The sequence below is a fragment of the Peredibacter starrii genome (assembly GCF_034259205.1).
GTDB classification, from domain to species: domain Bacteria; phylum Bdellovibrionota; class Bacteriovoracia; order Bacteriovoracales; family Bacteriovoracaceae; genus Peredibacter; species Peredibacter starrii.
The window spans coordinates 3464237-3490060 of the sequence record NZ_CP139487.1 but is presented as its reverse complement, the minus strand read 5'-3'; the positions used below and the strand labels follow the sequence as shown (position 1 = coordinate 3490060).

Annotated in this window: 25 protein-coding genes; 17 read left to right on the top strand and 8 right to left on the bottom strand. The window is 42.7% G+C overall.

What is annotated here, in order from left to right; all coding sequences use genetic code 11:
• Nucleotides 1–7: 7 nt before the first annotated feature.
• Nucleotides 8–1972, top strand: a complete 1965-nt coding sequence (locus tag SOO65_RS17430) for a serine/threonine protein kinase (RefSeq protein ID WP_321393359.1) — start codon at nt 8–10, stop codon at nt 1970–1972.
• Here the strand turns inward: SOO65_RS17430 and SOO65_RS17425 are convergent, their stop codons facing one another.
• Nucleotides 1973–2848, bottom strand: a complete 876-nt coding sequence (locus tag SOO65_RS17425; protein WP_321393356.1) for a pyruvate, water dikinase regulatory protein — start codon at nt 2846–2848, stop codon at nt 1973–1975.
• A 96-nt stretch (nt 2849–2944) separates the two neighbouring features.
• Here SOO65_RS17425 and SOO65_RS17420 point away from each other — a divergent pair, with 96 nt between their 5' ends.
• The gene (locus SOO65_RS17420; RefSeq protein WP_321393354.1) at nt 2945–3976 is read left to right on the top strand and encodes a cytochrome-c peroxidase; all 1032 of its coding nucleotides are present in this window, start codon (nt 2945–2947) and stop codon (nt 3974–3976) included.
• Here the strand turns inward: SOO65_RS17420 and miaA are convergent.
• The 6 genes from miaA to SOO65_RS17390 form a co-directional block, all read right to left on the bottom strand.
• Nucleotides 3973–4917, bottom strand: coding sequence for a tRNA (adenosine(37)-N6)-dimethylallyltransferase MiaA (miaA, locus tag SOO65_RS17415; RefSeq protein WP_321393351.1), 945 nt, complete (start codon nt 4915–4917; stop codon nt 3973–3975). The two genes, SOO65_RS17420 and miaA, sit on opposite strands and share 4 nt — an antisense overlap.
• Nucleotides 4914–6527 carry a DNA mismatch repair endonuclease MutL gene (gene mutL / locus SOO65_RS17410; protein ID WP_321393348.1) on the bottom strand — a complete coding sequence of 538 codons (1614 nt, stop codon included), beginning with the start codon at nt 6525–6527 and terminating at the stop codon, nt 4914–4916. The genes miaA and mutL overlap by 4 nt, the downstream gene beginning before the upstream one ends.
• Nucleotides 6528–7439 carry a GGDEF domain-containing protein gene (locus SOO65_RS17405; protein ID WP_321393345.1) on the bottom strand — a complete coding sequence of 304 codons (912 nt, stop codon included), beginning with the start codon at nt 7437–7439 and terminating at the stop codon, nt 6528–6530.
• 90 nt (nt 7440–7529) lie between these two features.
• Nucleotides 7530–8765, bottom strand: coding sequence for a hypothetical protein (locus SOO65_RS17400; RefSeq protein ID WP_321393343.1), 1236 nt, complete (start codon nt 8763–8765; stop codon nt 7530–7532).
• Complete coding sequence (locus SOO65_RS17395; RefSeq protein ID WP_321393341.1) at nt 8758–9897, bottom strand: acyl-CoA dehydrogenase family protein; 1140 nt, start codon at nt 9895–9897, stop codon at nt 8758–8760. Before SOO65_RS17395 ends, SOO65_RS17400 begins: the two co-directional genes overlap by 8 nt.
• 1 nt (nt 9898) lies before the next feature.
• Nucleotides 9899–11044 carry an acyl-CoA dehydrogenase family protein gene (locus SOO65_RS17390; protein WP_321393338.1) on the bottom strand — a complete coding sequence of 382 codons (1146 nt, stop codon included), beginning with the start codon at nt 11042–11044 and terminating at the stop codon, nt 9899–9901.
• A gap of 144 nt (nt 11045–11188) precedes the next feature.
• Here SOO65_RS17390 and SOO65_RS17385 point away from each other — a divergent pair, with 144 nt between their 5' ends.
• The 3 genes from SOO65_RS17385 to rlmN all read left to right on the top strand — a co-directional run bounded on the left by SOO65_RS17385 (nt 11189) and on the right by rlmN (nt 14530).
• Nucleotides 11189–12904 carry a hypothetical protein gene (locus tag SOO65_RS17385; protein ID WP_321393335.1) on the top strand — a complete coding sequence of 572 codons (1716 nt, stop codon included), beginning with the start codon at nt 11189–11191 and terminating at the stop codon, nt 12902–12904.
• Nucleotides 12904–13290 (top strand): hypothetical protein, encoded by a 387-nt coding sequence (locus SOO65_RS17380; RefSeq protein ID WP_321393333.1) that lies wholly within the window; start codon nt 12904–12906, stop codon nt 13288–13290. Before SOO65_RS17385 ends, SOO65_RS17380 begins: the two co-directional genes overlap by 1 nt.
• Before the next feature lie 115 nt (nt 13291–13405).
• The gene (rlmN, locus tag SOO65_RS17375; RefSeq protein ID WP_321393330.1) at nt 13406–14530 is read left to right on the top strand and encodes a dual-specificity RNA methyltransferase RlmN; all 1125 of its coding nucleotides are present in this window, start codon (nt 13406–13408) and stop codon (nt 14528–14530) included.
• Here rlmN and SOO65_RS17370 read toward each other — a convergent pair.
• Nucleotides 14481–14738, bottom strand: coding sequence for a hypothetical protein (locus SOO65_RS17370; RefSeq protein WP_321393327.1), 258 nt, complete (start codon nt 14736–14738; stop codon nt 14481–14483). The genes rlmN and SOO65_RS17370 overlap by 50 nt on opposite strands.
• A 219-nt stretch (nt 14739–14957) precedes the next feature.
• On the opposite strand from SOO65_RS17370, the gene SOO65_RS17365 reads away from it, so the two are divergent.
• The 12 genes from SOO65_RS17365 (at nt 14958) to SOO65_RS17310 (ending at nt 25798) form a co-directional block, all read left to right on the top strand.
• Nucleotides 14958–16304 (top strand): phospholipase D-like domain-containing protein, encoded by a 1347-nt coding sequence (locus SOO65_RS17365; RefSeq protein WP_321393323.1) that lies wholly within the window; start codon nt 14958–14960, stop codon nt 16302–16304.
• A 71-nt stretch (nt 16305–16375) separates the two neighbouring features.
• Nucleotides 16376–17296, top strand: a complete 921-nt coding sequence (gene sppA / locus SOO65_RS17360; RefSeq protein WP_321393320.1) for a signal peptide peptidase SppA — start codon at nt 16376–16378, stop codon at nt 17294–17296.
• A gap of 8 nt (nt 17297–17304) precedes the next feature.
• Complete coding sequence (locus SOO65_RS17355) at nt 17305–18534, top strand: hypothetical protein (protein WP_321393319.1); 1230 nt, start codon at nt 17305–17307, stop codon at nt 18532–18534.
• A 2-nt stretch (nt 18535–18536) separates the two neighbouring features.
• Nucleotides 18537–18929 (top strand): SH3 domain-containing protein, encoded by a 393-nt coding sequence (locus SOO65_RS17350; RefSeq protein WP_321393317.1) that lies wholly within the window; start codon nt 18537–18539, stop codon nt 18927–18929.
• On the top strand, nt 18919–19803 hold the full coding sequence (locus tag SOO65_RS17345) for a hypothetical protein (protein ID WP_321393315.1): 885 nt from the start codon (nt 18919–18921) through the stop codon (nt 19801–19803). The genes SOO65_RS17350 and SOO65_RS17345 overlap by 11 nt, the downstream gene beginning before the upstream one ends.
• Nucleotides 19803–20630, top strand: a complete 828-nt coding sequence (locus tag SOO65_RS17340; protein WP_321393313.1) for a glycosyltransferase family protein — start codon at nt 19803–19805, stop codon at nt 20628–20630. The genes SOO65_RS17345 and SOO65_RS17340 overlap by 1 nt, the downstream gene beginning before the upstream one ends.
• 11 nt (nt 20631–20641) lie before the next feature.
• Nucleotides 20642–21340, top strand: coding sequence for a MotA/TolQ/ExbB proton channel family protein (locus tag SOO65_RS17335; RefSeq protein WP_321393310.1), 699 nt, complete (start codon nt 20642–20644; stop codon nt 21338–21340).
• Between the two features lie 3 nt (nt 21341–21343).
• A complete protein-coding gene (locus SOO65_RS17330; RefSeq protein WP_321393307.1) occupies nt 21344–21766 on the top strand; it encodes a biopolymer transporter ExbD in 423 nt (140 codons plus the stop codon).
• Nucleotides 21766–22548, top strand: coding sequence for a cell envelope integrity protein TolA (locus tag SOO65_RS17325; RefSeq protein WP_321393304.1), 783 nt, complete (start codon nt 21766–21768; stop codon nt 22546–22548). Before SOO65_RS17330 ends, SOO65_RS17325 begins: the two co-directional genes overlap by 1 nt.
• 8 nt (nt 22549–22556) lie before the next feature.
• A complete protein-coding gene (locus tag SOO65_RS17320; protein WP_321393301.1) occupies nt 22557–23903 on the top strand; it encodes a TolB family protein in 1347 nt (448 codons plus the stop codon).
• A gap of 142 nt (nt 23904–24045) precedes the next feature.
• Complete coding sequence (locus SOO65_RS17315; protein ID WP_321393298.1) at nt 24046–25533, top strand: sigma-54-dependent Fis family transcriptional regulator; 1488 nt, start codon at nt 24046–24048, stop codon at nt 25531–25533.
• Nucleotides 25534–25588: 55 nt separating this feature from the next.
• A complete protein-coding gene (locus SOO65_RS17310) occupies nt 25589–25798 on the top strand; it encodes a hypothetical protein (protein ID WP_321393295.1) in 210 nt (69 codons plus the stop codon).
• Nucleotides 25799–25824: the final 26 nt, after the last annotated feature.

Genomic DNA, 25824 nt, shown 5'->3' with positions numbered 1-25824 from the left:
AGGCATTATGAGCGACAAAAAGTTTCAACGTTTCGGAAAGTATCTGATCTTGGATCACCTGGTTGATGGTGGTATGGCCAAGATTTGTCGTGCCCGCTACCTAGGTGAGCAGGCGAACAAGATGGTTGCCGTGAAGATGGTTCAACCTCAGTTCTCTAATGATGAAGCATTCGTTCGCATGTTCCAGGACGAGCTTAACATCACATTCGGTATGCTTCACCCGAACATCATGCAAGTTTATGACTATGGTAAAACCAATGGTCAGCTTTATACCGCTATGGAGTACATCCATGGTGCGAACTTAAAGCAGTATCTTGATCGCCTTAAAGAGCGCAAGGTAGTGTTCCCGGTTGAGATCTCTTGTTACATCATTTCTCAGGTGTGCTTGGGTCTTCACTATGCTCACACATTCACAGATAAACTAACTGGTAAGCCATACAATATCGTTCACCGTGATATTTCTCCTCACAACATCATGCTTACGTATGATGGTGCGGTGAAGGTGATCGACTTTGGTATCGCCAAAGCAAATACAAACTCAGAGGCCACTCAGGCGGGAACGATCAAAGGTAAGCTTTCTTATCTCGCTCCTGAATATCTTGATGGACTAGAGCTTGATGCTCGTTATGACGAGTTCGCGGTTGGTATTACTCTTTGGGAATTACTTTGTTCTCGTAAGTTGTTTCAGGCGAACAACGACCTCGCAGTACTGAAGCAGATTCAGGCCTGTAAGATCATTCCTCCGTCTGAAATCAATCCATCAGTTCCAAAAGAACTGGATGCGATTGTGATGAAGGCCCTTTCAAAAGATCGTTCTCATCGTTATGAGAACCTGGATCAGATGAACCGCGCTCTGGTGCGTTTCCTGTATTCAACTTATCCGGACTTCAACGCCTCTGACTTAAAGACGTTTGCTGATGATCTATTCAAAGTAGAAATCGGTAAGGACCGTGAGAAGTTTGTTGAATACGGTAAGATCGATATTCAGTCGTACATCACCGACATGAAAGACGAAGAGAGCCGCACTGGAAAAATCTCCAAGAAAGATGGAGTGATCAAGCCCGGCGCTAAAGAAGAAGGTCCACGTGAGAAGATCCGTGAACTAGATCTTGCGATTGAACCAGTTGAAGGCAAGATTGAGCTTCAGACGATTAAAGAGAAAACTCAGACTAAGAAACTGAATAAGACCCTCATGCAACAGGCCCCAACCAAGGCCTCTAGCACGAAAGTCTCAAAGGCCACACCTGGTGGAACGGCCGTTTCTATCAAGGTCTCAAAAGACAAGACTAGTAGCCGAGTCATGTCGAAGAAAGAACTTCAGGAAGAGAGTGAAAAGTCCTCTTCAACTCCAGCAATGGTGATGGTTCTGACTGCGACTCTGGCCGCTTTTGCATACTTTCAGGCCGACACGGTTGAAGGCATTATTGGCTTCAACTTAAAGCATGCAATTCATGGCAAGGATTCTGGAAGACAAATCTCTTCCGTTCCTTCATCGAAAAGAAACAATAAGACTGAACAACCGGATCAATCTGCTGAACAAGGCACTGGTAACATTGTTCTTGGGGGCGTTGATATTTCGATGGAAGTTCAGGTAAATGGTGCCAAGACAGATTATATGGGTAAGCCACTTAAAGTGGATCTTAACCAGGAAATCACGGTCACTGTTAAGAAGGCGGGATACCTGCCTTTCGTAACGAAACTGACTTTAACAAAAGACAACAATTCCCAAGTGATCAACGTTCCTGAATTGGAACGTGCTCGAGTTGGGCTTCTTACAACTTCTATGAACTATACTGCTGGCTCTAAATTGATTTATGAAGAGCAGGGTGTGGAAGTAGAACGTGACCTACCTTTCAAAGATGTGCAGATTCCTGAAGGTACTTATCAGGCGAGAGTGGTCAATCCAATCTTAGGCACAGAGAAGAAAGTCGAATTTATTATCGAAGAGAATCGTAAGCACTTCTTAGAGTAATTATTCTTCTGGCTTCGGATCTTCAAAACGCTTCGATTGCTTAAAGCGATTTACCTTACGCATGTTAAGAAGCTTGATGATTTCGGCGGCCGTTTCTTCCAGGGCTTTTCCCGTCACATTAAACACCGGCCAGCGCTTGTTTTCTGAGAAAATGCGGTTGGCCCATTCGATTTCTTCTGAAACTTTCGAGATGTCAGCGTAGTCACCTTCATCATTGGAAAGACCCAGGCGGCTTAGGCGATTCTTACGAATCTGGAAGAGGGCATCTGGATCAATGGTAAGACCAAAGATCTTTCGTTGATCAACCTGAAATAGTTTCTCCGGAAGAGGCACTCCCATGACGATTGGTACATTTACGGTCTTAATACCTTCCAGCGAAAGGTACATTGAAAGAGGAGTTTTGGAAGTACGGGAAATTCCCACAAGAACCACTTCAGCTTCTTCCAATGAACTAATATTTCTTCCATCATCATGGTTCAAGGTAAATTCAATCGCGGCCACACGCTTAAAATACAAATCATTTACGGCGTGGAGAAGACCAGGCTGGTAATTAGGCTCGGCCTCAAAGAAGTTAGAGAAGGTCGTTAAGAGCGGGCCCATAACGTCCACTGATCGGACGTGATCACGTTTTGAGAGTTCGGCAATATATGCCCGTAGTTCAACGGAAACAATCGTATAAACCACAATATCGTGGTGAATGGCCGCTTCCTGAAAGATGGCATCGATCTGTTCGCGGGTACGGATATTCTTATAACGGGTGAAGAAGATTTCTTTATCCTGAAATTGAGTCATCGCCGCTCTGGTAATGGCCGAAGCTGTCTCTCCAGTACCATCGGAAATAACAATAACTTTTAATTTATCATTGATCTGCATCATAGTTTTTATCTATTGGGCCATAGTAAAACATTATTGGCCCTATTTTTAAAACGGGTTAAAATAGACATTACAATTTTACTATAACAGGGAACTCAAATGCACCTAAGAAAAAGCTTTATGGCCCTAATGGCCGTGGCCTCTCTAAACGCGTGGGCAGAATTCAAAGCACTTCCTCCAGTACCTCCGATTCCTGTGGATAACCCTCAGACTCCGGCGAAGATTGAGCTAGGAAAACAACTTTATTTCGATCCTCGTATTTCAGCTGACGGCTCAATCTCTTGTAACTCATGTCACAACGTTATGTCTCACGGTGGTGATGGACGTCCAGTTGGTGCTGGTATCCATGGTAAACGTGGTGGACGTGGCTCTCCGACAGTTTGGAACTCGGCCTATCACACAGTTCAATTCTGGGACGGTCGTGAAGCTTCTCTAGAAGGTCAGGCGAAAGGTCCAATGACGAATCCAGTTGAGATGGGTATGGCAAATCACGATATCGTGATCGGTCGTATTAAGCAGATCCCTGGTTACGTTGAAGCTTTCAAAAAAGTCTTCCCGAAGGATAAAGAGATCAATATCGATAACGTTGCCAAGGCAATTGCTTCTTACGAAAGAACTCTTATCACTCCAAATTCTCCTTTCGATAAATATATGAGAGGAAATAAGAAGGCGATGACTGCTCAGCAAATCCGCGGGATGAAACTTGTGGACGAGATCGGTTGTACTTCTTGTCACACTGGTGTGAACTTTGCGGGTGACGGTCTGAAAATGGGTGAAGGTAACTATCAGCCGTTCCCTCAGATCCCTGGTTCGAAATACGACAAACAATATGATCTAACGTCTGATCTTGGTCGCTATGAAGTGACTAAGAAGGCCGAAGATAAGAACCACTGGCGTGTACCAACTTGGAGAAACATTGCTCTTACAGCACCATATTTCCACAACGGTAAAGTTCAGACTCTTGATGAAGCGGTTCGTGTAATGGCAAAAACTCAGCTTGATATGGATCTTACTGAAACTCAAGTTGCAGACATCGTAGCATTCATGAATGCACTAACTGGTGAGTTCCCGAAGCAAACTATGCCAATGCTTCCTCACACTGTTGGAACAACTCTTACTCCAGATCCTTAATTTTCTCTGATAAATTTCTCTACTTGAAGGAAGATCTCTGATCTTTCTTCAAGTGGGTGAAATGTCTTTTTGAAAGAATCCCGCTTAAACCACGTTCTCTGAGACTTCGCCAGCTGCCTGGTTGAGATCACAATCCGCTCACGACATTCTGAAAGATTTTTATAAACACCTAGAATGAAATCCAGTGTTTCCTTGTAGCCAATACTTTGCAGTGGTTTTTCCAGACCGGTAAAACCTTGATCGAGGAGACCTTTCACTTCTTCGATGAGACCTGTTGCGAGCATACGATCCGTTCGTTTCTCAATGATCTTTAAATGCTCTTCTTTTGGAAGATCGAGATAGATGTGAAGAAGGTCCCAGTTATGAATCGTTGGTCGCTCCATCTTCTCATTTGAATCATCTTTTTCTTCACGCGCCTCTGACATGGGAGAGCCGGTGGTCCATAGGTGCTCAACCGCACGGCGCACGCGATAATGATCATTTTCATGATAGCGCTCAAAACTCTTACGATCCTGGTCCTTTAAGATAGAAAGAAAAGGAGCAATACCTTCTTTCTCATAAAGTTCATCCGAGCGTTTCATGATCTCTTTGGGAGTCTTAGGAGAGTCGTACATGCCCTTAAGTAGGGCCTGAAGATAGAAGCCACTACCACCAACGAGATAAACGAGTTTATTCTCACTTAAAAGTCTTTCAATGATTGGCAGTGCCTCACGAGCGTAGTCGGCTGCATTCATCGGATTTGAAATGCTACGAACATTAAGCATATGGTGAGGAATTGTTTTTTGTTCTTCCATGGTCGGCTTGGCAGTACCTATCTCAATCTCTTTATAGAGAAGTAGAGAATCAAAGTTCACCACTTCGCCACCAAACTTAGTCGCGAGCTCTACTGCAAGATCAGTTTTTCCTGAGGCAGTAGGGCCAGAGATAACGATGACCTTCATTTGAGTTTGTCCTTCAGAAGGGCAGCGAGATCGACCACGATTTTTTTACTGATGAGTTCATCAATCGGGAAAAAGAGAAGCATCTCTTCCCAAGTGGTTTGTGACCATTCTTCCGGGACAATTTCAAGTTCCGTGAAGTTCTTTTGATGAAGAAGGAGAGTGACCACACCCTTAAGTGGAAAGCCATTCATCCATTCCGGGATGCCTCTTAAGACAAGAGTTTCGGCCCCCAGGTATTCGATTTCCATTCCGCCTTCTTGAAGGGAATGAAGCACTTCTTTACTGACGTTTTTCGAAGGGAAAGGTTCACTCACAAGAAGAGGAATAGTTAATGCCTGAGTTTCAAGCTTCTTCTTAGTGAAAAGTTCAACGAGTTTAGGTGCCGATACTCCCATCCAGACATTTTCCACGCGCTTCAAGAAGAACTGATTGATCCAGATGAGATCAGCTTCAGTTGCCACTGGTAGGCGGTGAGGAGAGAACAAACCCTCCATGTTATACTGATGTCTTTCTTGTTGAAGAGTAGGGGCCGCTTCTTGAAATGAATCGAAAAAAGTCTGGGACTGCGGCATGGGCATTGCCTCAACCGGAATCTGTGATTCTCTCACCGGACGTTTTGAACCCAGTTCTTTAACCGTTGAAGTTAAGAGAGAAATCATCTTAGAGATTTCAAGGCACTTAATAACAGTTTTATTAGGATGAACGTTTACATCGATTGTATCTGGCGGCAAATGGAAATGGGCCACATAGTGGAAGTCGTCTCCACCAAAAGTTGCATCAAGAGCGTTACTCAAGACACGGTGAAGTTGTTTATCCAAAATATAACGGCCATTGATGAAAATGTTCTGCAATTTCACCGGCGCCTTAAATGATCCAGGAATTAAGAATAGAGTAAGCTCATTATTTTCATAAAAGCGCTCAGAGTGAAGAATGGTCTCTTTGGCCTTTGGAAAAATGTCCTCGATTCTTTCACGTAGAGTTTCACGTCCTGGATAAATGTCCTTATCTGCGTCATCGAATTTGATTTGAAACTCGATCTCCGGACGAGAAAGAATAAAAGCAAATACGATTTTGCGAATGAAGGTCTTCTCGGCCTGTTGAGACTGAATGAATTTCAAACGAGCAGGAGTATTAAAGAACAGATCCTGAATCTGAAGTTCAGTTCCATGAGTCCCTGAGCCAGTTTGTCTTTCCCCGTGATAGAGAGTCAGGCCACCTTCAATTTTGATCTCAGAGGCGGTCTTACTTTCTCTGGTCTGAGAAATACAGTGGAGCTTTGAAATCGCCGCAATCGAGGCCAGGGCCTCACCACGGAAACCGAATGAGCGAAGCTTATATAAATCCTCAAAGCGAGAGATCTTAGAAGTGGCGTGGCGAGAGAAGGCGAGAGGAAGATCGTCCTTTCGCATTCCATGGCCATTGTCTTTTAATGAGATTAAATCGAGACCGTTATTCTTGATTGATAGCTCAATCTTAGTTGAGCCGGCGTCCACTGCGTTTTCCAGGATCTCTTTGATGAGGTTACCTGGACGTTCAATGACTTCCCCGGCCTTAATCTGATCGATGAGATGTTCTGGTAGTAGATCGATCTTCGGGGGAACAGAAACCATCTATGCCTTATAGAAGTTAACTTGGTTCCTTCCGCCTTCTTTCGATTTATAAACAGATGAGTCTGCACGCTTAAAGAGATCAGTCCCGTTTTCAACACCCTGACGATAATCTGCAACACCAATTGAAGCAGTTACCGGAAGACGTTTACCGTCGTAGATGAATTCGTGTTTCTCAACCAGTTTACGAAGTCGTTCAGCGATTTCGAAACCTTGTTTTAGGTTGGTATTAGGTAGAAGAATACAAAATTCTTCACCACCATAGCGAGCAAAAATATCGCCCTGGCGAATACCATTTTCACGAATCAGACGTGCTTTTTCTTTGAGCACGTAGTCACCCGCATCGTGGCCGTAATTATCGTTCAACTTCTTGAAGTGATCGAGATCGAAGATGATTAAAGAGAGTGGTTTCCCAGTCACTTTACATTTCTTAACTTCAAGTTCGAGTTGGTTATTGAAAAATGTTTTGTTGTAGCACTTCGTAAGACCGTCAGTATGGGCCTCTTCAAGAAGCTTATCGTACGTCAGACGCTCAGGATCCCCTTTAGGAAGGAACTTCATGGCGATGGCACCGATCTTAATCACGTCACCGCGCTTAAGCACTGTCGGAGTCGTTAGCTTCTGGTTATTAAGGTAAGTACCGTTTGCAGAGCCGAGGTCATTTAATGTGACCTCACTATCTGTTACTTCAATCGTAAAATGACGACGAGAAACGCCATGGAAATCAAGAGAGATGGTACAATCTGGATTACGACCAACAGTAGTTTCGCCAAGGTTTAAATTAAAAATTGAACCATTGAGTTCGCCACCAACTACTAGTAAGCAAGCAGGTTTCTGCTTTGCCTCTTCTTCTAATGAAGAGAGTGCTTTTCTAATATCGGTAATGACGACGGTGGCGTTTTTATCATCGCTCATGTCTTCTCCAGAAATTCCAACAATTTGTATCCCACTATTTTAGGCCCGGCTTAAATTTTCTTCAAGACGCGGCAAGTGGCTTATCGGCATTTACTGGTGGTTTTTTAACCATTCATTAGCGTATTTTTTACCAGCTTCTACTCCCGGCTGGTTAAACGGATCAACTTTAATTAGCTCTCCAACCATAACAGTCAAGCATTCAGCAAATAGAATGAGTTGGCCCACGTACTCTTCCTGAAGGCTTGGAATTTGTAGGTGAACCACGTGACGACCATTCTCCTGAAGGGCAGTTAAAGTCCCTTCAAATTCGGCCTTCATGAGGTCAGATAGTTTAAAAGGAGCGAGGTTTTTGAAGGCCTCACCACTCAATGAATTTTTTAGAGGGTAATCGTTATGGAATTTCTCCACTTCAATCAGCATCATGACCTTATCGTTAGGTCCTTCCATGAAAAGCTGCATTTGAGAGTGCTGATCAGTTGCTCCGTAGGCAGGAATTGGAGTTAGTCCTTTTCCATTTTTACCTAAACTCTCTGCCCATAGTTGTACGAACCATGACGAGTAATCTTTTAATAAAGATGAGTAGGGCATGAGGACAGTTTGATTAACACCTTGATCGTGAAGCTCTTTGATCCATTGTGCGAGTTCGAAAAACGAAGCGCCGATTTTTGGATCTGAAAGATGTCTTTGAATATCTTCCGCACCTTCAAGAACGTCCTGAACATTAATGCCCGAGAACATCGCAGGAAGAAATCCCACCGGAGTTAGAACTGAAAAACGACCACCAACATTTGAAGGAATATCAAGTGTGTGAACGCCCCATTCTTTACCAAGTTTACGAAGCTCACCTTTCACTGGATCAGTACAGAACACGAAATGATCTTTGTATTGATTCTCTTTGATGCCCGCATCTTTAAGTGCGTTCATAAGGATCGCCATGGCTGCAACTGTTTCTGCAGTTGTTCCTGATTTAGAAACAACGTAGATAAGGGCCTCTTTCATGTCAACTTTATCGAGCTTGCGGCACATATCGTCTGGATCAATATTGTTAATGAAAACAAATTTGACTCCACTGCCATTACCTAAGGCTGAAAGAAGCATTTCAGGACCAAGGGCACTGCCACCGATCCCGATATGAATGAAATATTTTTTGTGCTTAAACTGATTGAAAACTTTTTGAGTTTCTTCAACCAGGTCTTTTCTATTTGGAAGTCCGAAAAAGCCAATGTCCGGAGACGACAGGGTCTTCAGATACGAAGACATCGCTTTTTCAAGCTCTGGAGTATTAACCTTTGCCTTGTGACTTGATCGAAGTTTCCAATTAAGCATGTTGTTCGTACTCTTTTTTGAGGTGGCGGGCGATGACCACACGTTGAATTTGATTGGTGCCCTCAACGATCTGAAGAACTTTCGCATCTCTCATGAATCTTTCAACCGGATATTCAGATGTATAACCGACACCACCAAGAACTTGAACTGCATCAGTCGTAACTTTCATGGCCGTATCTGTAGCTTTCAATTTGGCCATTGAGCAAAGTTTAGAGTTCGGTGTACCGGAATCAAGTGAAAGGGCCGCAGAATGAACCATGAGGCGAGAGGCCTCAGTTTCCGTTGCCATATCAGATAACATGAACTGTAGTCCCTGAAAATCGAAAATGGCCTGCTTGAACTGTTGACGCGTAAGAGAGTACTTAATTGATTCATCGAGCGCACGCTGAGCACAGCCAACACCAATGGCGCCAATTGCTACACGCCCTCGGTCAAGTCCACCCATCGCAACATTAAAGCCTTTGCCTTCTTCAAGAAGAAGGTTCTCTTGAGGAACAAAACAGTTTTCAAAAACTAACTCACGAGTGGGAGAAGTTTTCCAACCCATTTTCTTTTCTGCCTTACCGAAAGAGAAACCCTTATCGCCATCGCGAACGATGAAAGCAGAAACACCTTTAGCACCTTCGCCACCGGTTCTTGCCATCACGATATAAGTTTTAGCGATACCACCTGATGTGATCCACATCTTTGTACCGTTCAGCATGTAACCACCGTCAACTTTCTTGGCAGTCGTTTTCATGTTGGCTGCATCTGAACCTGAGTGAGACTCAGAAAGAGCAAACGCGCCGATTTCTTCACCACTTGTTAGGGCAGGAAGATATTTTTTCTTTTGTTCAGCATTACCGAAGTTAAGAAGGATGGATTGCACCATACTTGAAACTGAAACAGTCACAGCATAAGGCACAGAGTATTTTGCGATCGTTTCAAGAACGTAAGCATAGTCCTGATATGAAAGACCAGCACCACCGAATTCTTCCGGAAGCGTTACACCTGTAACACCGTATTCACCAAGACCACGGAAAATTTCCATACGGAACTTTCCTTCGTGATCATCATGCTCCATATGAGGTTCGATGTTGTCCTGACAAAACTTTTCTAGACTAGAAGTTAACTCACGTTGAAATTCGTTCATCTTATCCTCTTAGCGCTTCTGAAAGAAGGTTCTTCGCGATGATCATAATCATCACTTCGTTTGTTCCTGCGCCGATTTCATTCAGCTTGTTATCTCTCATCATGCGCTCAACCGGGAACTCGCGAGAGTAGCCGTATCCACCGTGAAGCTGGATGGCATCAAGGGCGATCTTCGTCGCCATTTTTGGAAGCTGAAGTTTAACTGCAGAAGCAAGGTTATTTGATTTGTTACCGTGATCATATTCATAACAAACAGTGTAAAGCATACGTCTCATCGCTTCTGTTTCTGAATACATCTCAGCGATCATTTTTTGGATCATCTGGAAGTGAGCAAGGTTTTTACCGAATTGTTTTCTCTCGCCAGCATATTTCACACACTGATCAAGACAAGCTTGCGCGATACCAAGAGAGATACCAGCGATTGTAATACGCTCGAGCTCAAGGTTCTTCATCATGTGAATGGTTGAATCACCTTCGTTACCTACACGGTTCGCGACCGGTACTTTACATTTTTGGAATGAAAGCTCACCAGTTGGAGAAGAGCGCATACCCATTTTGTGAATTTCTTTCGAAACCGAGAAACCAGGTGTGCCTTTCTCAACGATGAAAGTCGTAAGATCTTTTTTACCTGGACCTGTACGAGTATAGAGATAAACGATGTCAGCATACTGAGCGTTTGTGATCCACATTTTGTTACCAGTGATTTCGTAGAAGTCACCAGTCTTTACTGCTTTTGTTTGCATACCAACAGCATCTGAACCGAATTCTGGTTCACTCATTCCCATACAACCGATGTGCTCACCAGAAATAAGTTTTGGAAGATACTTTGCTTTTTGTTCAGCAGAACCGTTGTTGCTCAGATTGTTCACGCAAAGAATCGTGTGAGCAAGGTAAGACAGGGTAGAACCTGCGCAGGCCTTACCAAATTCTTCCATAACGATTGTGGCAGCAACTGCCCCCATGCCAGCTCCACCGTATTCCGGGTCGGCCGTGATACCGAGAAGACCAAGGTCTCCCATATGTTTGAAGGCCTTTAGATTAAAGGTCTCTTCGTTGTCATGCTTTTCAGCGAATGGAGCTAATTCATTACGAGCGAAGTCGCGACAAACTTTTTGAATTTCTTTTTCTTCTGGAGTGAAAAACCACATATAGACTTCCTTTTTCTGAGATGCAAAGTGTAGCGGAAAAATCAGTTTTTGTGAATCAAATCAAGGTGAGCATATTTTGATACACTTCTCCCTCTTTATTAAGCTAAAATGACAGTAACTTTGCGTTTATTTTCGGAGTCATTTTTGAGTTATTTGGAAGATTCTTCTAAGAACGGTGATCCGGTACGACCAGGTGAACAGTGGTTCTTTTATTGGAAGACTTCTGCTGCACTTTGGGAGAGCCGAATCCTCCAGTTCCAACCACATGAAGTGGTTTTTATTCCTCTTTACTGGGGATTTCATGCCGAGTCTGCCACTGAGTGGGATTTTGGTCGCATTCAACCTGAACGAGACATTCTGCGTCTGACTCAATTGTTAACGCACCATGGCCGTAAGTTTTGTTGGATTCTACCTCTCACTCCGGCCCCATTTTTACCAAATGGTGGAGTGCCGGTTCCTGCCGCACGAGTTATGAGTGTCAATACGGAAGGGGTTCACCTGGCCGTGCTTGATCAGGAGCAGAAGCTCAATAAGATGTATTCATTTTTTGAACCAAAAGTTTTCCAATCTTTTGCTTCATTCGTAAAGGCCTTCGGAAGTTTCCTGGCCTCTTCAAAAATCAAAGCATCGGTGTGGGGCGCTCAATTTTCGTACTACCAGGACGGAAAGAACATTTCTTTCATGGAAGATCGTTCTCTGGCCTTCGAGCAGGGTTTTTCTCGTTATCTGAAAAAAAACAATCCTAATGGAAATGATCTCACTGAAACAAAGCGTGAGGCGCAATTAAAAGAAACTTTCACGGAAGAAGTTCTGTCACTGTTTAAGACGACCGCGGAAGCTGGACTTGCACCATTTTGGGGTGGAGTTCAGAAGATTGTCGCTCTAGGCGCGGGTCCTAAGGAAACGATTGAACGCTCATTTGATGGCGGTAAATCTCAACTTGAATACACCAAAGATCTTTTCAATCATTATGTGAATCACCAGTGGATCACAAGTGCGCTTCTCACTCAAAAAGAGAAGAAAGATTCTCTGGAAAGAATTTTAGGAGAGCATTTCGGCAGTCGCGAGATCGCTGAACGCTACAACTATGAAAGCTACGGAGCGGAACTCACGGAGGAATTTAGACCTTTCGGTGTGATCTCGCTTTTTGGTGGAAGAGTCTCAGAACAGTTCCAAAGATTGGGTCTGACAGCTTTCCTGGATAAACACTTTCGCTGGCTCTATCAGCGTCATGAAGAGTTAGAATTCACTCCTGAGTGGATCGATGTTCATCACGACAAAATCAAGTTTTTCCATGGTCGCGATCTTGATCGCACGAAGTTCGGTCAGATCCTGAAACTCTTTCTTATGGGCCAGAGAATCCTTCTTGATTTGGAAGGACTTCATCCGGATCTCGATAAGAGACTGCAAATTTTCTTACTCGAGAATAATCTTAAAATGCAGTCCGTGAATTATCTTACGACCACAAATATTGTGGAGCTGGGAGAGGGAAGATTCATTACTTTTGAAGGTGAAAAACTTCTTTCTGAGCCGCAAAAAGAAAAATTCTGGCAGCACATTTTCCGATATTTGAATCTCGTTCAACCTGAACTTCAGATGGATGATGATGTTTTTAGTCTTTGGAGAATTCGTGGAACAACTCCACATGAACTTTCATATCTGGATGTTCGTCGCGTGAATTTTTATAATCCAACCAGCTACAAAAAAATTATTTCGATTAAGACTCACAAGCATTTTGCCTTTATGAGAATGATCGATCCGATTAAGGCCCAGGCAAAATCAACTCCGGATGGAGTGGATGTAGAGCTTCTTCCAAATGGAAAAATCGCTCTGGATTTTGGCCATTATGAGGAGGCCTGATGCTTAATCTTATTTATCATTTTCAGACGTCCCAAAATCAAGATGAGGAATTTAAACCAGCAAGTTATCACGTGGTTTATTTTTTTGATGATCAAGGTTTTATTGATCGCTCGATGCTTCAGGAACTTTCTAAATCAGTTCCGAATGCTGATCATCAGGCGCTGACATTTTTGAATCTTGATGATTTGAAAGACTTCGCTTTAAGAGTAAGTCAGGAACTAAATGCTCCGGATGTTCAGCTTATTTCGGTCCAAGACTACAACATTGGTCTGGATGGAGCGAAGGATCTGGCGAGTTTTCAGAGCATTTTCCAAAAGTATGGTGAGAAAATCATCAACGAAGCTGCTCAGAAGAAAAAAGGTCTGTTCGGAAAGCTTTTTAGTTAATTTTAGGGGAGGTAACTCCCCGAATCTCTTGAACAAATCCACTCATTGTAAACTTAACCACTCTGGCCATTTCTCCTTGCAAATGGGTGTGCATTCCACTACTTATACTGCATCTATGAAACCATCATTTTTCGATCTTACTTATGACGAGTTAAAGGCCCTTTTAACAGAGAAGGGATTTAGTCCTTTTGGTGCTACCCAGATTTTTGATTGGGTATACAAGAAGTATGTCTACGATCCGAAAGAATGGTCGAACGTTTCAAATAAGGCCAAAGACTTCTTCGCTGAGAACTATGACTTCACTCTTTTAAAAGTTGTGTGGCATGGTCTTTCAAAAGACGGCACTCGTAAATTTCTGGTGAAAATGACTGATGGTCAGACTGTGGAAACAGTTGCGATTCCGGCCCGTGATCGACTGACACTTTGTGTGTCTTCACAAGTTGGATGTGCGGTTGGTTGTACTTTCTGTCACACGGCCACTCAAGGTCTTAAACGTCACTTAAAAGCAAGTGAAGTTGTTCTTCAATACATCACGATCCAAAACTGGTTGATCCAGAACGTTTCTCCAGAGGAGAAACTTACGAATATCGTTTATATGGGTCAGGGTGAACCTCTTCACAACTTCGAGAACATGAAAAAGGCCACGCTGATTTTCATGAGCGAGAAGGGCATGGGACTTGGCCAGCGTCGTATTACACTTTCAACTTCTGGTCTGGTTCCAGCAATTGAAAAACTTGCCATCGATTTCCCACCAGTAAACATTGCTCTTTCACTTCACTCAGCACGTAACGATGTTCGTACTGAACTAATGCCAATCAATAAAGTGTATGATCTTGAACGTCTCTTCAAAGCGATCAAGATGATTCCTCTTAAAGCTCACCGCCGTATCACTTATGAGTACCTTCTGATTGATGGTATGAATGATGGTCTTGAAGACGTTGAAGCTTTGGCAAATCTTCTTAACTCGAAAGAGTCGAAGATCAATCTTATCCCATTCAATGAATTCCCAGGCTCGAAATACAAGCGTCCTTCAGAGCAGAAGATCATGTGGTTCTTGGATCAGATGATTAAGCGTGGATTTACATGCACCATCCGCACGACGAAGGGTAGTGATATCCTCGCGGCATGCGGACAGCTGAAGAGTGAGTTCGATAAGCTGAACCTTTGGAGCAAAGATTCAGAGCCGAAAGTTATTCCGAGTATTGCCAGTAGCGTACTTCAGAACCAGGTTCGCCCATAGGTTCTCTCGCAGGAGAGTCACCATGCTGAACTTTCTTTTGCTTTTTGATTTTCTCACCAGCAACTGAACGTTGAGCTTCCTGTTCTTCCACGGCCTTTTCGACTTTATAGGATTCAGCGTCACCCATTGATTCTTGGGCAACAGGGTGTTTTGCGTACGAAAAGCTAACCCAAGTAAGAAGTCCTAATAAAATTAAATTCTTAACCATAAAATACCTTTCCTTAGCTTAAGGGCGCAGCGGCACCCATAAATTCCTATCGGAGCTTTGAATAAAAACTGTAGTAGAGACCAAATTTCAATTAGATAGACCGGGTAAAAAGGTCAGGATTTTGTTAAATCTCATTTTTTGGATGACATACCACCATGTATTAGGAGAGTTTAAGTCAGGTATTAGTCTCGTTGATATATTCGTACTTGGAAGGTCTTTATGAAGTACTGGCAATTATTAGCACTAAGCTTCGTTTTCACAACTTCTGCTTTTGGAAGTGTGTCTGCATATTTTAATCAAAGAACAAGCACTCGTTATACAGATCCTTATCGCAACATTACTCGTAATGGTGACAACCTTGAGGCCGTGATCCTTGATCAAATCGCCTCTGCTCAAAAAAGTATCTACGTAGCCGTTCAAGAAATTCGTCTTCCACTAATTGCTCAGGCCCTTATCAATAAAAAGAAACAGGGTGTGGATGTTCGTCTGGTGATTGAAGATAGTTATAACTTCGATGTTATGTCTCAACGTGATACGGCCGGCGATAATGAGCATGAAGCAACTCGTGTAAATGATCTGGTTGCTTTCGTAGACCTTAATCGTAACGGCAGAATTGAAAAGAGCGAACAAGAAACTCGTGATGCTATCTATATGCTTCGTGCTGCCCAAGTGCCTCTCATGGATGATACATTTGATGGATCTCGTGGCTCGGGACTTATGCACCATAAATTCATGATCGTAGACGGAAAATCGACGGTTGTGAGTACGGCCAACTTCACCATGAGCTGTATCCATGGTGATATCCTGGCTCCGCAATCTCGTGGTAACGCCAACTCAATGCTGGTAGTTCAAAGCGCTCAGTTCGCTCAAATCTTTACTCAAGAATTTGCTCAACTATGGGGTAACGGCCGTCGTGGTAACTACGGTCAAAATAAGGCCTACCGTCCACCACAAACTGTTTCAGTTCGTGGAGTTAAGTTAACGGTTCAATTCTCGCCAACTTCGGCAAGATTTAATTGGGAAGAATCGGTGAATGGTCTGATCGCAAAAGTTCTTTCGCGTTCTACTCAATCAATCAAAGCGGCCCTGTTTGTTTTCTCTGATCAAAAGATCGCTGACGTCATGGAAAGAAGACATGATGCTGGCGTGAATATCGGGGTCATCATTCAGCCGTCATTTGCTTTCCGTGAATACTCTGAACTTTTAGATCTTATGGGCATCGCACTTTTAAACCAGAAGTGTGAGTACGAACCAGATAACAATCCTTGGAGAAATCCAGTTCAAGAAGCGGGCTATGCCAACCTTCCAAAAGGTGACATGCTCCATCATAAATTTGCAGTTGTTGACCGTAGGGCCGTAATCGTTGGTTCTCAGAACTGGTCCGAAGCGGCAAACTACATCAATGACGAGACTCTGGTTGTGGTTGAGGGTGTAGGAATTGCTGAGCAGTATGCACGTGAATACGACAGAATTAAGCAGAGTGCTTCACTCGGCCCCAACTCTTGGCTTCTTCAACAGGTGAGCCAGAAAGAGGCCGCTTGTGCTAACAAGGGCTACCATTTCTAGGACAATCTTTTCACTTTTATCTAAAAGTTAGATATACTTAAGGCTCTGGAAACTTAGGGAAGGAGTTCCGCTTGAGCCGTGAAAGATCCAAAGGGATAGTTGGTATATTTATCCTCGTTACTGTTCTATTTTTTGTGTTCCTCATTTTTGCTTTCTATACAGTTTCGCAACTAAAGCAAACAACTTCGATGGGTGAAGGTCTGATGGATTCAAAGTCAGCACCAATCGCCGTGATTCCAATTGAAAATGAAATCATGGAATCGAAGAAAGTTGTTGAGATGCTATTTGCGGCCGAAGAAGATAAAGAAATCAAAGCGATCATCCTTCGCATTGATTCTCCCGGTGGTGCAGTTGCCCCAACTCAAGAGATCTATGAAGAGGTGAGACGTATCGATAAGAAAAAACCTATCTACGCTTCATTTGGTACAGTTGCCGCTTCTGGTGGTTACTACATCGGTGCAGCTACTCGTAAGATTTGGGCCAATGCAGGAACACTTACTGGTTCAATCGGCGTGATCATGCAGATGGCGGACCTTTCTGAACTATTCGCATGGGCAAAGTATAAGCAAGAAACAATCAAGGCCGGCCGTTATAAAGACATTGGTAACCCTGGTCGTCCGATGACTGAAGAAGAGCGTGCGTTCTTAACAACACTTCTTGCTGGAACTCATAAACAATTCATGGACGATATCTCAGCTGTTCGTAAGGACCGTTTGAAAAAAGATATTACTGAACTTGCTCAAGGTCAGATCTTCCACGGATACGAGGCGAAAGAACTTGGTCTTGTAGATGAAGTGGGAAGCTTATGGCAGGCAGGCCGTGCCATCCATAAAGAAATGAAACTCGAAGGGAAGTTTGCTCTTCGTTATATGAAACCGGCACGTAAAAAGTTTTCTCTCTCTGAATTTTTGCAAGATACTGAAGATACTCTTTCATTTATCAAAAACAAAGTAGAGACGAAGACCACGCCGGCGTACCTCTTTAAACCGTAGGGACCCGAATGGATTATAGTTTTCTTCTAGATTGGGGAAAGGATCACGCACTCACAGTTGTGGCAGTGGTGATCACACTTGTGCTTATTTATCACTACGTGATCGAACGTGATAAAGCAGTCAAGCTCTCTAAGAAATATCGCAATTCTATTTTTGAGGCCCAGTCACGCATCTTCTTAAATGCTACTCAATACTTAATTGATGGTAACAAAGACCTCGCGATTAAAGAGTTCCTGAATGCCGTAGATCTTAATCGTGAAACGATTGATACTTATTTCGCACTCGGTGGTCTTTTCCGGTCTAACGGAGAGATTGAGAAGGCGATTTCCATTCACCGTTCACTGATTGCCCGCGAAAGTATTTCTGAATCAACTCGACTTCTTGCTTTGAAAGAACTGGCCCTGGATTTTGACAAGGGTGGTTTCATTGATAAAGCGGTTGAGACTTATAAAGACGTTTTAAAAATCAATCGTGATCAACACGATGTGATTCTTGCTCTTTGTAGAATTTTTGAAGATACCGAAGATTGGGACCAGGCCTACAACTACCGCATCATGCTTTCAAAAGTAGGGCAGGAGAACCAATCAGAAACCATTTCACATATCCTGGTTCAAAAAGCGAAAGCTCTTTTTGATAAAGGTCAGTTCAAGGCCTGTGCCGAAGAACTGGAAGATGCTTTTCGTTTTGCTCCATCAGTATCGGCAAAGATCCTTCGTTTAAGACTTTATCTTGTGCTTGGAAACATGGAGAACGCCAACAGCATTCTTCTTGAGCTTCTGAAAGAGCACCCAATGTATGCGACTTTTATTTTCGTATCATTGGATCAGTTCAATCCTAAGCTTCCGCAGAAAGATGAATATAGAGAGCGCCTGAATCAACTTAAGACTTATTTCTTAGGTCTTAAAGATGTTGATCTTATGAGTTCTCCTTCTGTTGTGCTTTCAAAGATTCGTCTATTGAAAGACCTTCAGAGAACAACTGATGCGTTCTCACTTCTTGATGATTGGATGAAAAATCACGGTCAGAGTGATGTGCTTAAAGTTGAATATATTAAGATCCTTATTGAAGTAGGTAAGGTTGACGAAGCTTTGGCCCATACCAAAGCGCTTCTGAATAACCTTCATAACTCACTTACTCGTCACTATTGTTCACAATGTGGTTATAACTCGGACGAAATTTTCTGGAGATGTCCTCAGTGTCACAACTGGGAAACGATCCAGTTCCGTTGGAAGGTATAAAGATGTGGTGGATCCTCTTGCTCCCAAGTTTGCTTTTTGCTGAAACTGTTTCGACCGACGAAAAAGTCGTAGGGGTGTTTTACTTCACTCCCATGTTCGGACATGTTCATCAATCTTCAGTTAAAACTTCGGCGAGCTTAACGACGATCCAGTGTTCTCATCCGGTGAAGGTGATTGAGTCCTCAAAAGTTTCTGCAGGTCCTGAGTGGGCCTATGTACAAGTCGCGGACTACCGCGGGTTTGTGTTGAAGAGATTTCTTGCAGAGAAGAGACCAGAATGTTTTCAGGGCAAGTATCCGAAGTTTTTTGATGCCTTTAATATGGATCTTTCAGAACTCTACTACTGGGGCCGTTTAAACGACCAGTACGTACAAGGGGAAACCCGTGTTAACTAAAAAGAACTTCTTTTGTCTTTGCCTTGGACTCTTTGCCTTTTCGGCCATCGCTCAGACTGAGAAATTGCAGGAAGAGAAAGAGCTTGAGGTCGTAAACTTCAAGAGCATTAAAAAAGTCCTTCAGCAAGATGGACTCTCTCAGGCCGCTAAGAATAAAGAGAAGCAAGTTCAAGTTCTTAAGAAAGAACAGACCCAGGTAGAGAAGAGTAGATACAACTATCCAACTGAATCTGAGTTATGGGGATTTGTTTCTGAATACTGGCTGGTGAAAAACGCTCAGCTCTTAAACTGGGACTTTGAAAAACCAGACTATGGACTGGAAGAAAACTTCAAAAAGATCATGCAGCAACTTGGTTTCTATCAAAAAAAATTCAAGATCCTGATGCTCAATACTCCTACCACTGTACGAGCGGCACTTCCTGGAAATGAAGAGATGATCTTTATCCTGTCCGTTCCATTTGTTCGTTCGTTGGATCTATCTAAATTAGAAATTTCACTTCTTCTATTGGAAGATTACTTTCGTCTTGAGGCCGGTTACTTTAAAAAGAACGTGGCCACTGAAAAAATGACGAAACTCGCTGGAACCAATTTTTACGGTTCTAAACCGGACCTTTCGATGGTGGAAGAGCTTCTGAAGAACTACACCAACCAGGTGAATCAGAAAGGTTATACTTTTCAGCAGCAGTTTGAAATTACCAAAAAGATGGACGCTTTCCTGAAATCGAATCCTGAACTTTGGAACACTTACTTCCGTCTTTTAGGGAAGATCGATCGATTCATCAAAGTAAATGTTCAATATAAAGACTATGTTCGTCTTTATCCTTCACCTGAGATGCAAGTGAAGTGGCTCTCACCCGAAGAGAAAGTGCTCTAATGTTTGAAGGCAATCTCTTAAAGAACGTTAAGTATTACGGGGCCTACCAGCTACTTTATGTGGTGATCGTAATCATTTTGACTTCGATAGGTGCGTTCTTTCACTTCCTCCTTGATCACGAAATCAGCATTGTTGAATCATGGCTTCACAATAACCATTGGGAGATCCTGATTTTCGGGAAGCTTCTCTCACTGTTTCTCTTGAATCGCTGGTTCAAAGTTCGTCTTTATCAATTGAAGTCTATTCGTGAACTCATTCGCGAACTCGTGCGCTGGCCGGAGCCAAAGGCGATCATTATTTCATTTTTTATGATCGCAAGCTATCTCAGTCTTAGTGGGGTGGTGTATACCGGTCAGAATTTAGGTTACTGGTATTACCATTTGGCCTCTTTCCTCGGACTTTTTTTATTCTTTGGTATCGAGTTCATTGTGATCGCTTATTTGGATGATGTTCTCAACCAAAAAGAACAGCCGAGTCTTGGATGGCTGAGTCTCATCTACACAGTGTTTTTCTCTGCTGGATTTCGCCTGAGTGTTCCTGACTATTATGAACTACTACCTTATGTGGTTCTTTGTTTTTCAACTCTTATGTACCTTTCAGGCAAATCTTTTAAGAGTTGGAGCAATGTAGTTTGTTTTCTTGTCGTGTTTGTTGCCCCGATGGGATCTTTGTTTGGAATGGATCCAGTGTGGGGAGATGACTTTTCACCGTTCACTGTAAAAACAAAACTCAACTTGGCTTTTCTAGCCGCAATTTGGATGGTATCTTTTTGTTATTATAAATACCGGGATCAAATTGTAATTTCTACCCGCAAGCTTCTACGTTGAGGTTTTAAAACATGCATGGCTTAAACATTTGGCAAATCCTTTGGGACTCTGGCCTTGTCGTTAAATTCGTTCTTCTTCTTCTTATCCTTTCGTCTGTGCTTTCATGGACCATCATCTGGCAGAAGTACAAAGAGCTTAAGGCCGTAACTGAGGCCAATGATAAGTTCAATGACTTCTTCAAGAAGACGAACTCAATCACTGAAATTAATCGTGAAGCGAATGAGAACCATGATTCAACAATGAGTCTTATGTTTCGTCGTGGTTTCGATGAGCTTAATAAAGTAAGCGAAAAATTAAGCAATGCGGGTAAGAACAATCTTGCTCAGTACTTTGCTGATCACGGCTTCCAGTCTCTGGAGCGAGCTCTTAAAACTGGTTACAACTCTGCTAACGAAAAAATGGATCTAAGAGTTTCAACTCTTGCTTCAATCGGTTCAATCACTCCATTCATTGGACTATTTGGAACAGTGTGGGGGATCATCGACGCTTTCTCTGGTCTATCTCAGGGTGGCGGTAGTATTGAAGCGGTTGCTCCTGGTATCGCGGAAGCACTTGTTGCAACAGCTGTAGGTCTTGCTGCCGCTATCCCGGCAGTATGTTTCTTCAACCTATTCAACAATCAAATTGCTCGCATCAATTCTCAGATGGAATCTTTCTCACAAGACTTCCTTAACCTGATTGAGCGTACGATCCTGATTAAGAAGGACTAATCCATGGGTATGAACATGGGGTCTGGTAAAAAAGGACCTGTTTCAGACATTAACGTTACTCCACTTGTGGACGTGATGCTGGTGCTCCTGGTGATCTTTATGGTCACTGCACCAATGCTCTTCAGCGGAATTGATCTAAAACTTCCTAAGACTCAAAAAGTGAACAACGTGGGTCTTCGTCCGGAGCTTGTGATTCTTTCCATCACTGAGGCCGAGCAATTCTTCATTGGTAAAAACTCAGTTGCTTCAAAAGACCTGGTACCAGCGATTTTGAAACAGCTAAAAGAAAGTAAAACAGAAGTGGTTTATCTCCGTGCTGATTACAGCCTTCGTTATGAAAAAGTTGCAAAGCTTATCGCCAACCTTAAAAAGGCCGGCGTAAGTAACATCGCTCTCGTGACTGAAGTGGAGAAGAGTAAAGAATAATGTTCTCCAAGACTGATGATTTTAATAAAAACTTTCTGATCTCGCTTGGTGCCCACAGCGCCTTGTTCCTGCTTTGTTTTGCAGGTGGCGAGCTCATTTCGAAAGTTTGGAAAAACGGTGATGTTGAAGTCATCCGTTCTTCAGTGCGTGTTGATGTCGTAGGCATGCCAAAATTCACGGTTCAAGAACTGAAGAAGATGCAGGCAGAACCTATTATTGAGAAACAACCTGAAGTTGCTAAAGGTGTTAAAGAAGAAACTAAGCCTGAGACTGAAGATGTGATCAAGAAAGATGATCTGGTGATTCAGGAGCAGGACAAAAAGAAAAAGGCCAACTTCTTAAACATGTTGAGCGATTACTCCAGCAAGAAGGTAACTGCCAAGGCCCAGAAAAAGGGTGCTGCAGCGGCCACTGGTGATAAGAACCTTGATTCTCTTATTATTGAAGGTAACCGTCTTTCAAAAGGTTCAGCACTAGTTGGTGATTACACTGACGAGCAGAACTCAGAGTTTTCGGCCTACGTTCAGAATCTTCCCGGTATCATTCGTCCATTCTGGAAACTACCTAGTTACTTAATGGAAAAAGATCTTCGTTGTCGTATCAAAATTTATCTTTCTCCGGCCGGCAAACTCTTAAAACTCGAACTCCAGGAGTCATCTGGAACTCCCGAGTTTGACAGTCGTGCAGAGAAGGCGATTCGAGACGCTTCATTCCCTCAGCCAAGCGCTGAAGTGGGAGCTCGTTTAACTAATTCAGGAATTATCTTAGGATTCCCTTTATAGAGGTTTATATGAAACTTATTATTGCTCTATTCGTAGTGTTGTTCCAGGTTTCTGTGTTTGCTCAAGATGCAGTGATCGCAGTGGGCGCGGCCGAACAAGATAAGGATAAACTTGTAATTGATGATCCTGAGTTCAATAACCTTACTGGGGATCAGAAGCGTCTTGCTTCAGAGCTTACAGAAGTTCTAAGAAATGACTTCATTTTCTATAAGCATAAATTCAACACAGTTGATTATTCGGACAAAGGGAAGAAGAGCTATAACTTTCCGGACGTAGAAAAGTGGAAGGCCGGTGGTGTGACTTATTTCGTGGCAACGGAAATGGGCAACGCCGGTGCTGGTGTTGAAGCGAAGGTAAAAGTGTGGTCTGTCCTTACTAATAAAGAGCTTCTTTCAAAAAGCTGGAGAGTGGCCCCGAGCGAACTAAGAAGCATGGGTCACCAAATTTCAGACGCCATCTACCGTTCAATCACGGGTAAGGCATCAATCTTTAATTCAAAGATCGTTTTCGTTTCTGACCGTACAACTAAGGGCAGAGACATTGAGAAAGAACTTTATATTATGGACTTCGATGGCCGTCGTGTAGATAAGCTTACGAACTTCAATTCCGTAGTGATATCACCGGCGATTTCTCCGGACAACTCTAAGGTGATGTTCTCTTTAATTGCTGCTAAAAAAGATCTTTCTCGCAACAAAGTTCGCATGATTAAAAACATTGATCTTAAGATGTTTGACCTTAAAACAAAAAAGATGACGACCATCTCTGAGCGCCCAGGAATCAACTCTGGAGCGATTTTCAGTGCTAATGAAGGTCTTATCTACCTAACTCTTTCGTATAGCGGTAATGCTGATATCTACGAAATGAATACTGCAACTGGCGCCATGAAGAAGGTTACTTCTCATTATGGTGATGATGTAGATCCATCTATTACTCGTGATGGTAAGATGATGGCCTTCCTTTCTAATCGTCCTGGCCGCGCTCACGTCTATACCATGGATCCTTCTGATACAGAGAAGAGTGTGAAGCGTGTATCGTTCGTAGGTCAATTCAACGCTGCTCCTCGTTTCTCACCAGATGGTAAAGAGATCGCGTTCACTTCATGGGTGGACAATGGATTTGATCTTTATCGTATTGGGGCCGATGGTAATAACTTAGTTCGTCTAACTAAGAACTTCGGATCAAATGAAGAGCCTAGCTACTCAGGAGATGGAGAGTTCATTATCTTTACATCTAAACGCGTAGTTAACCGCAAGGCCGTCCAAGATATATACATTATGAACAGAGAAGGTGAGATTTTGGGCCAATTAACCCAGGATTTCGGCCGCTGTTTCTCTCCTCAGTGGACTAACCTATAGAATTTACTAGAAAATTTGAAGATTTTTTAAACACTGCAGCAAAATAGTCTTGTAAATTTTTCAGGCAGCCTGTAATATCTCCCTATCAACGCACTGTGTAATTTTTAAACGAAATTAGATAATAAGTGTAAAGGGGATCAACATGAAAACAGCTTCAATCCAAAACGAACTTGCTACTCTTTCGACAGTTCTTCTTTCAAACCTAGATGAAGTAGTATTTTTCTCAAAGCTTTCTGGTTTCGTTCAAGACGTAATGAACGAGCACAAAGTTCTTGGTTTCGAAGTTCTTTCAGATGGTTGTACTCGTCTTGTATCAGAAAATGGTCACGCACTTTCTTCTGCAAAACTTTTAAACAAAGGCCAAGGTCTTTCTGGATATGTAGCTCGTATGAAAAGAGCTTACTACTCTAACTCAGTAAAGCGTGATCCTATCGCTTCTACTGGTCTACGTGACGACGCTGTTGAAGCTGAGCTTTGTATGCCAATCATGGTTGAAGGTTCAGTAATCGGTACAATCAACGTTCAATCTACTAAAAAAGATCGTAACTTTGGTGAAGGCGAAATCGTAATCCTTAACGATATCCTTGCTCAACTTCAGTCTCCGATCCGTAACATGCACCTTTACCTTATGGCGAAAAACCTTAACCGTGAGCTAATGTGCAAAATCGAAGCTAAAGAAAAAGAACTTTCTAACCGTGTTGAAATCCAGGTTACAAAAGGTCTTGAAGATAACTCACAAATGATTGGTCTTTCTAAGAACTTCCTTGAAATCGTACAGACTGCTAAGAAAGTAGCTGGTCAGGATTTCCCGGTTCTTCTAGAAGGTAACCACGGTGTTGGTAAGAAGATTCTAGCTCGTAAAATCCACACTTGGTCAGGCCGTAAAGGTGGAGTAGTTGTAGCATCTTGTGGTGCTTTCAATGAAGTACAACTTGACCGTGAGATCTTCTCTTCTAAAGGTCTGATGGTTCAAGCTAACGGTGGTACTCTTATCATCGACGATATCGGTTCAACTTCTCAATATATCCAAACTAAGCTTCTTAGAGCTCTAGTTGCTGGTGAAATGATCGCGGTTGATACTGAAGAAAAAATTGCTCTTAACGTACGTCTTATCGCAACTTCAAAAGTATCTCTAAAAGATCTTGTTGAAGCTGGTTCATTCAAAGAAGAACTTTTCTACAGACTTAACACTGTAGCTCTTAAGATCCCTTCTCTGAAAGAGCGTCACGACGATATCAAAGTCATGGCCGAGCACTTCCTTAACTCTGGTAAAGCTGAGAAGAAAGTTCTAACTTCTGGTGCAATTGAGAAGCTAACTTCTTACTTCTGGCCAGGAAATGCACACGAACTTAAAAACATTATGGAGCGCACTTATATCCTAACTGACGGCCAATACATCGAAGCTTCACACCTTCCTGAGTTCGCTGTAGAAGTAAAAGTTGAGAAAGTTGAAGCTCCTGCTAAATATGTTGAGTTCACTCTGTTTGATCTTGAGAAGAAGCACATCATTGACACTCTTGATCATTTAGGTGGGAATAAAACACGTGCAGCTAAAGCTCTTGGAATTACAGTGAAAACTCTTTACAACAAACTTCACAGCTACGGCCTAATCGAAGCTCGTGAACAATAAAAAAAATTGAAGAGTTAGAGAGAAAAAAGTAAAATAACACGACTAGGAGCCATATATGTCTAAAACAACAAATACAGATGAAAAAGCCGGAGCAGCACCAGAAGTAATGACGATCAAAAACTTCCGCTCAAACGGTGATATCGAAAACTTCTACCGCTACATCCATGACAATGGACTTCGCCGTGAAGCTTTCATGTTGATGGAATACGCCATCAGCAAAGTTGCCAAAGTTCGCAAAGGCAAACGCTCTAAGACTCTTCAGTAAAAAATTTCTAACAAGGGCCCTAAGAA

Coding starts and splice junctions, on each gene's coding strand:
- SOO65_RS17430 (WP_321393359.1), top strand. CDS start 8: ATGAGCGACAAAAAGTTTCAACGTTTCGGAAAGTATCTGATCTTGGAT.
- SOO65_RS17425 (WP_321393356.1), bottom strand. CDS start 2,848: ATGATGCAGATCAATGATAAATTAAAAGTTATTGTTATTTCCGATGGT.
- SOO65_RS17420 (WP_321393354.1), top strand. CDS start 2,945: ATGCACCTAAGAAAAAGCTTTATGGCCCTAATGGCCGTGGCCTCTCTA.
- miaA (WP_321393351.1), bottom strand. CDS start 4,917: ATGAAGGTCATCGTTATCTCTGGCCCTACTGCCTCAGGAAAAACTGAT.
- mutL (WP_321393348.1), bottom strand. CDS start 6,527: ATGGTTTCTGTTCCCCCGAAGATCGATCTACTACCAGAACATCTCATC.
- SOO65_RS17405 (WP_321393345.1), bottom strand. CDS start 7,439: ATGAGCGATGATAAAAACGCCACCGTCGTCATTACCGATATTAGAAAA.
- SOO65_RS17400 (WP_321393343.1), bottom strand. CDS start 8,765: ATGCTTAATTGGAAACTTCGATCAAGTCACAAGGCAAAGGTTAATACT.
- SOO65_RS17395 (WP_321393341.1), bottom strand. CDS start 9,897: ATGAACGAATTTCAACGTGAGTTAACTTCTAGTCTAGAAAAGTTTTGT.
- SOO65_RS17390 (WP_321393338.1), bottom strand. CDS start 11,044: ATGTGGTTTTTCACTCCAGAAGAAAAAGAAATTCAAAAAGTTTGTCGC.
- SOO65_RS17380 (WP_321393333.1), top strand. CDS start 12,904: ATGCTTAATCTTATTTATCATTTTCAGACGTCCCAAAATCAAGATGAG.
- rlmN (WP_321393330.1), top strand. CDS start 13,406: ATGAAACCATCATTTTTCGATCTTACTTATGACGAGTTAAAGGCCCTT.
- SOO65_RS17370 (WP_321393327.1), bottom strand. CDS start 14,738: ATGGTTAAGAATTTAATTTTATTAGGACTTCTTACTTGGGTTAGCTTT.
- SOO65_RS17365 (WP_321393323.1), top strand. CDS start 14,958: ATGAAGTACTGGCAATTATTAGCACTAAGCTTCGTTTTCACAACTTCT.
- SOO65_RS17355 (WP_321393319.1), top strand. CDS start 17,305: ATGGATTATAGTTTTCTTCTAGATTGGGGAAAGGATCACGCACTCACA.
- SOO65_RS17350 (WP_321393317.1), top strand. CDS start 18,537: ATGTGGTGGATCCTCTTGCTCCCAAGTTTGCTTTTTGCTGAAACTGTT.
- SOO65_RS17340 (WP_321393313.1), top strand. CDS start 19,803: ATGTTTGAAGGCAATCTCTTAAAGAACGTTAAGTATTACGGGGCCTAC.
- SOO65_RS17335 (WP_321393310.1), top strand. CDS start 20,642: ATGCATGGCTTAAACATTTGGCAAATCCTTTGGGACTCTGGCCTTGTC.
- SOO65_RS17330 (WP_321393307.1), top strand. CDS start 21,344: ATGGGTATGAACATGGGGTCTGGTAAAAAAGGACCTGTTTCAGACATT.
- SOO65_RS17325 (WP_321393304.1), top strand. CDS start 21,766: ATGTTCTCCAAGACTGATGATTTTAATAAAAACTTTCTGATCTCGCTT.
- SOO65_RS17320 (WP_321393301.1), top strand. CDS start 22,557: ATGAAACTTATTATTGCTCTATTCGTAGTGTTGTTCCAGGTTTCTGTG.
- SOO65_RS17315 (WP_321393298.1), top strand. CDS start 24,046: ATGAAAACAGCTTCAATCCAAAACGAACTTGCTACTCTTTCGACAGTT.
- SOO65_RS17310 (WP_321393295.1), top strand. CDS start 25,589: ATGTCTAAAACAACAAATACAGATGAAAAAGCCGGAGCAGCACCAGAA.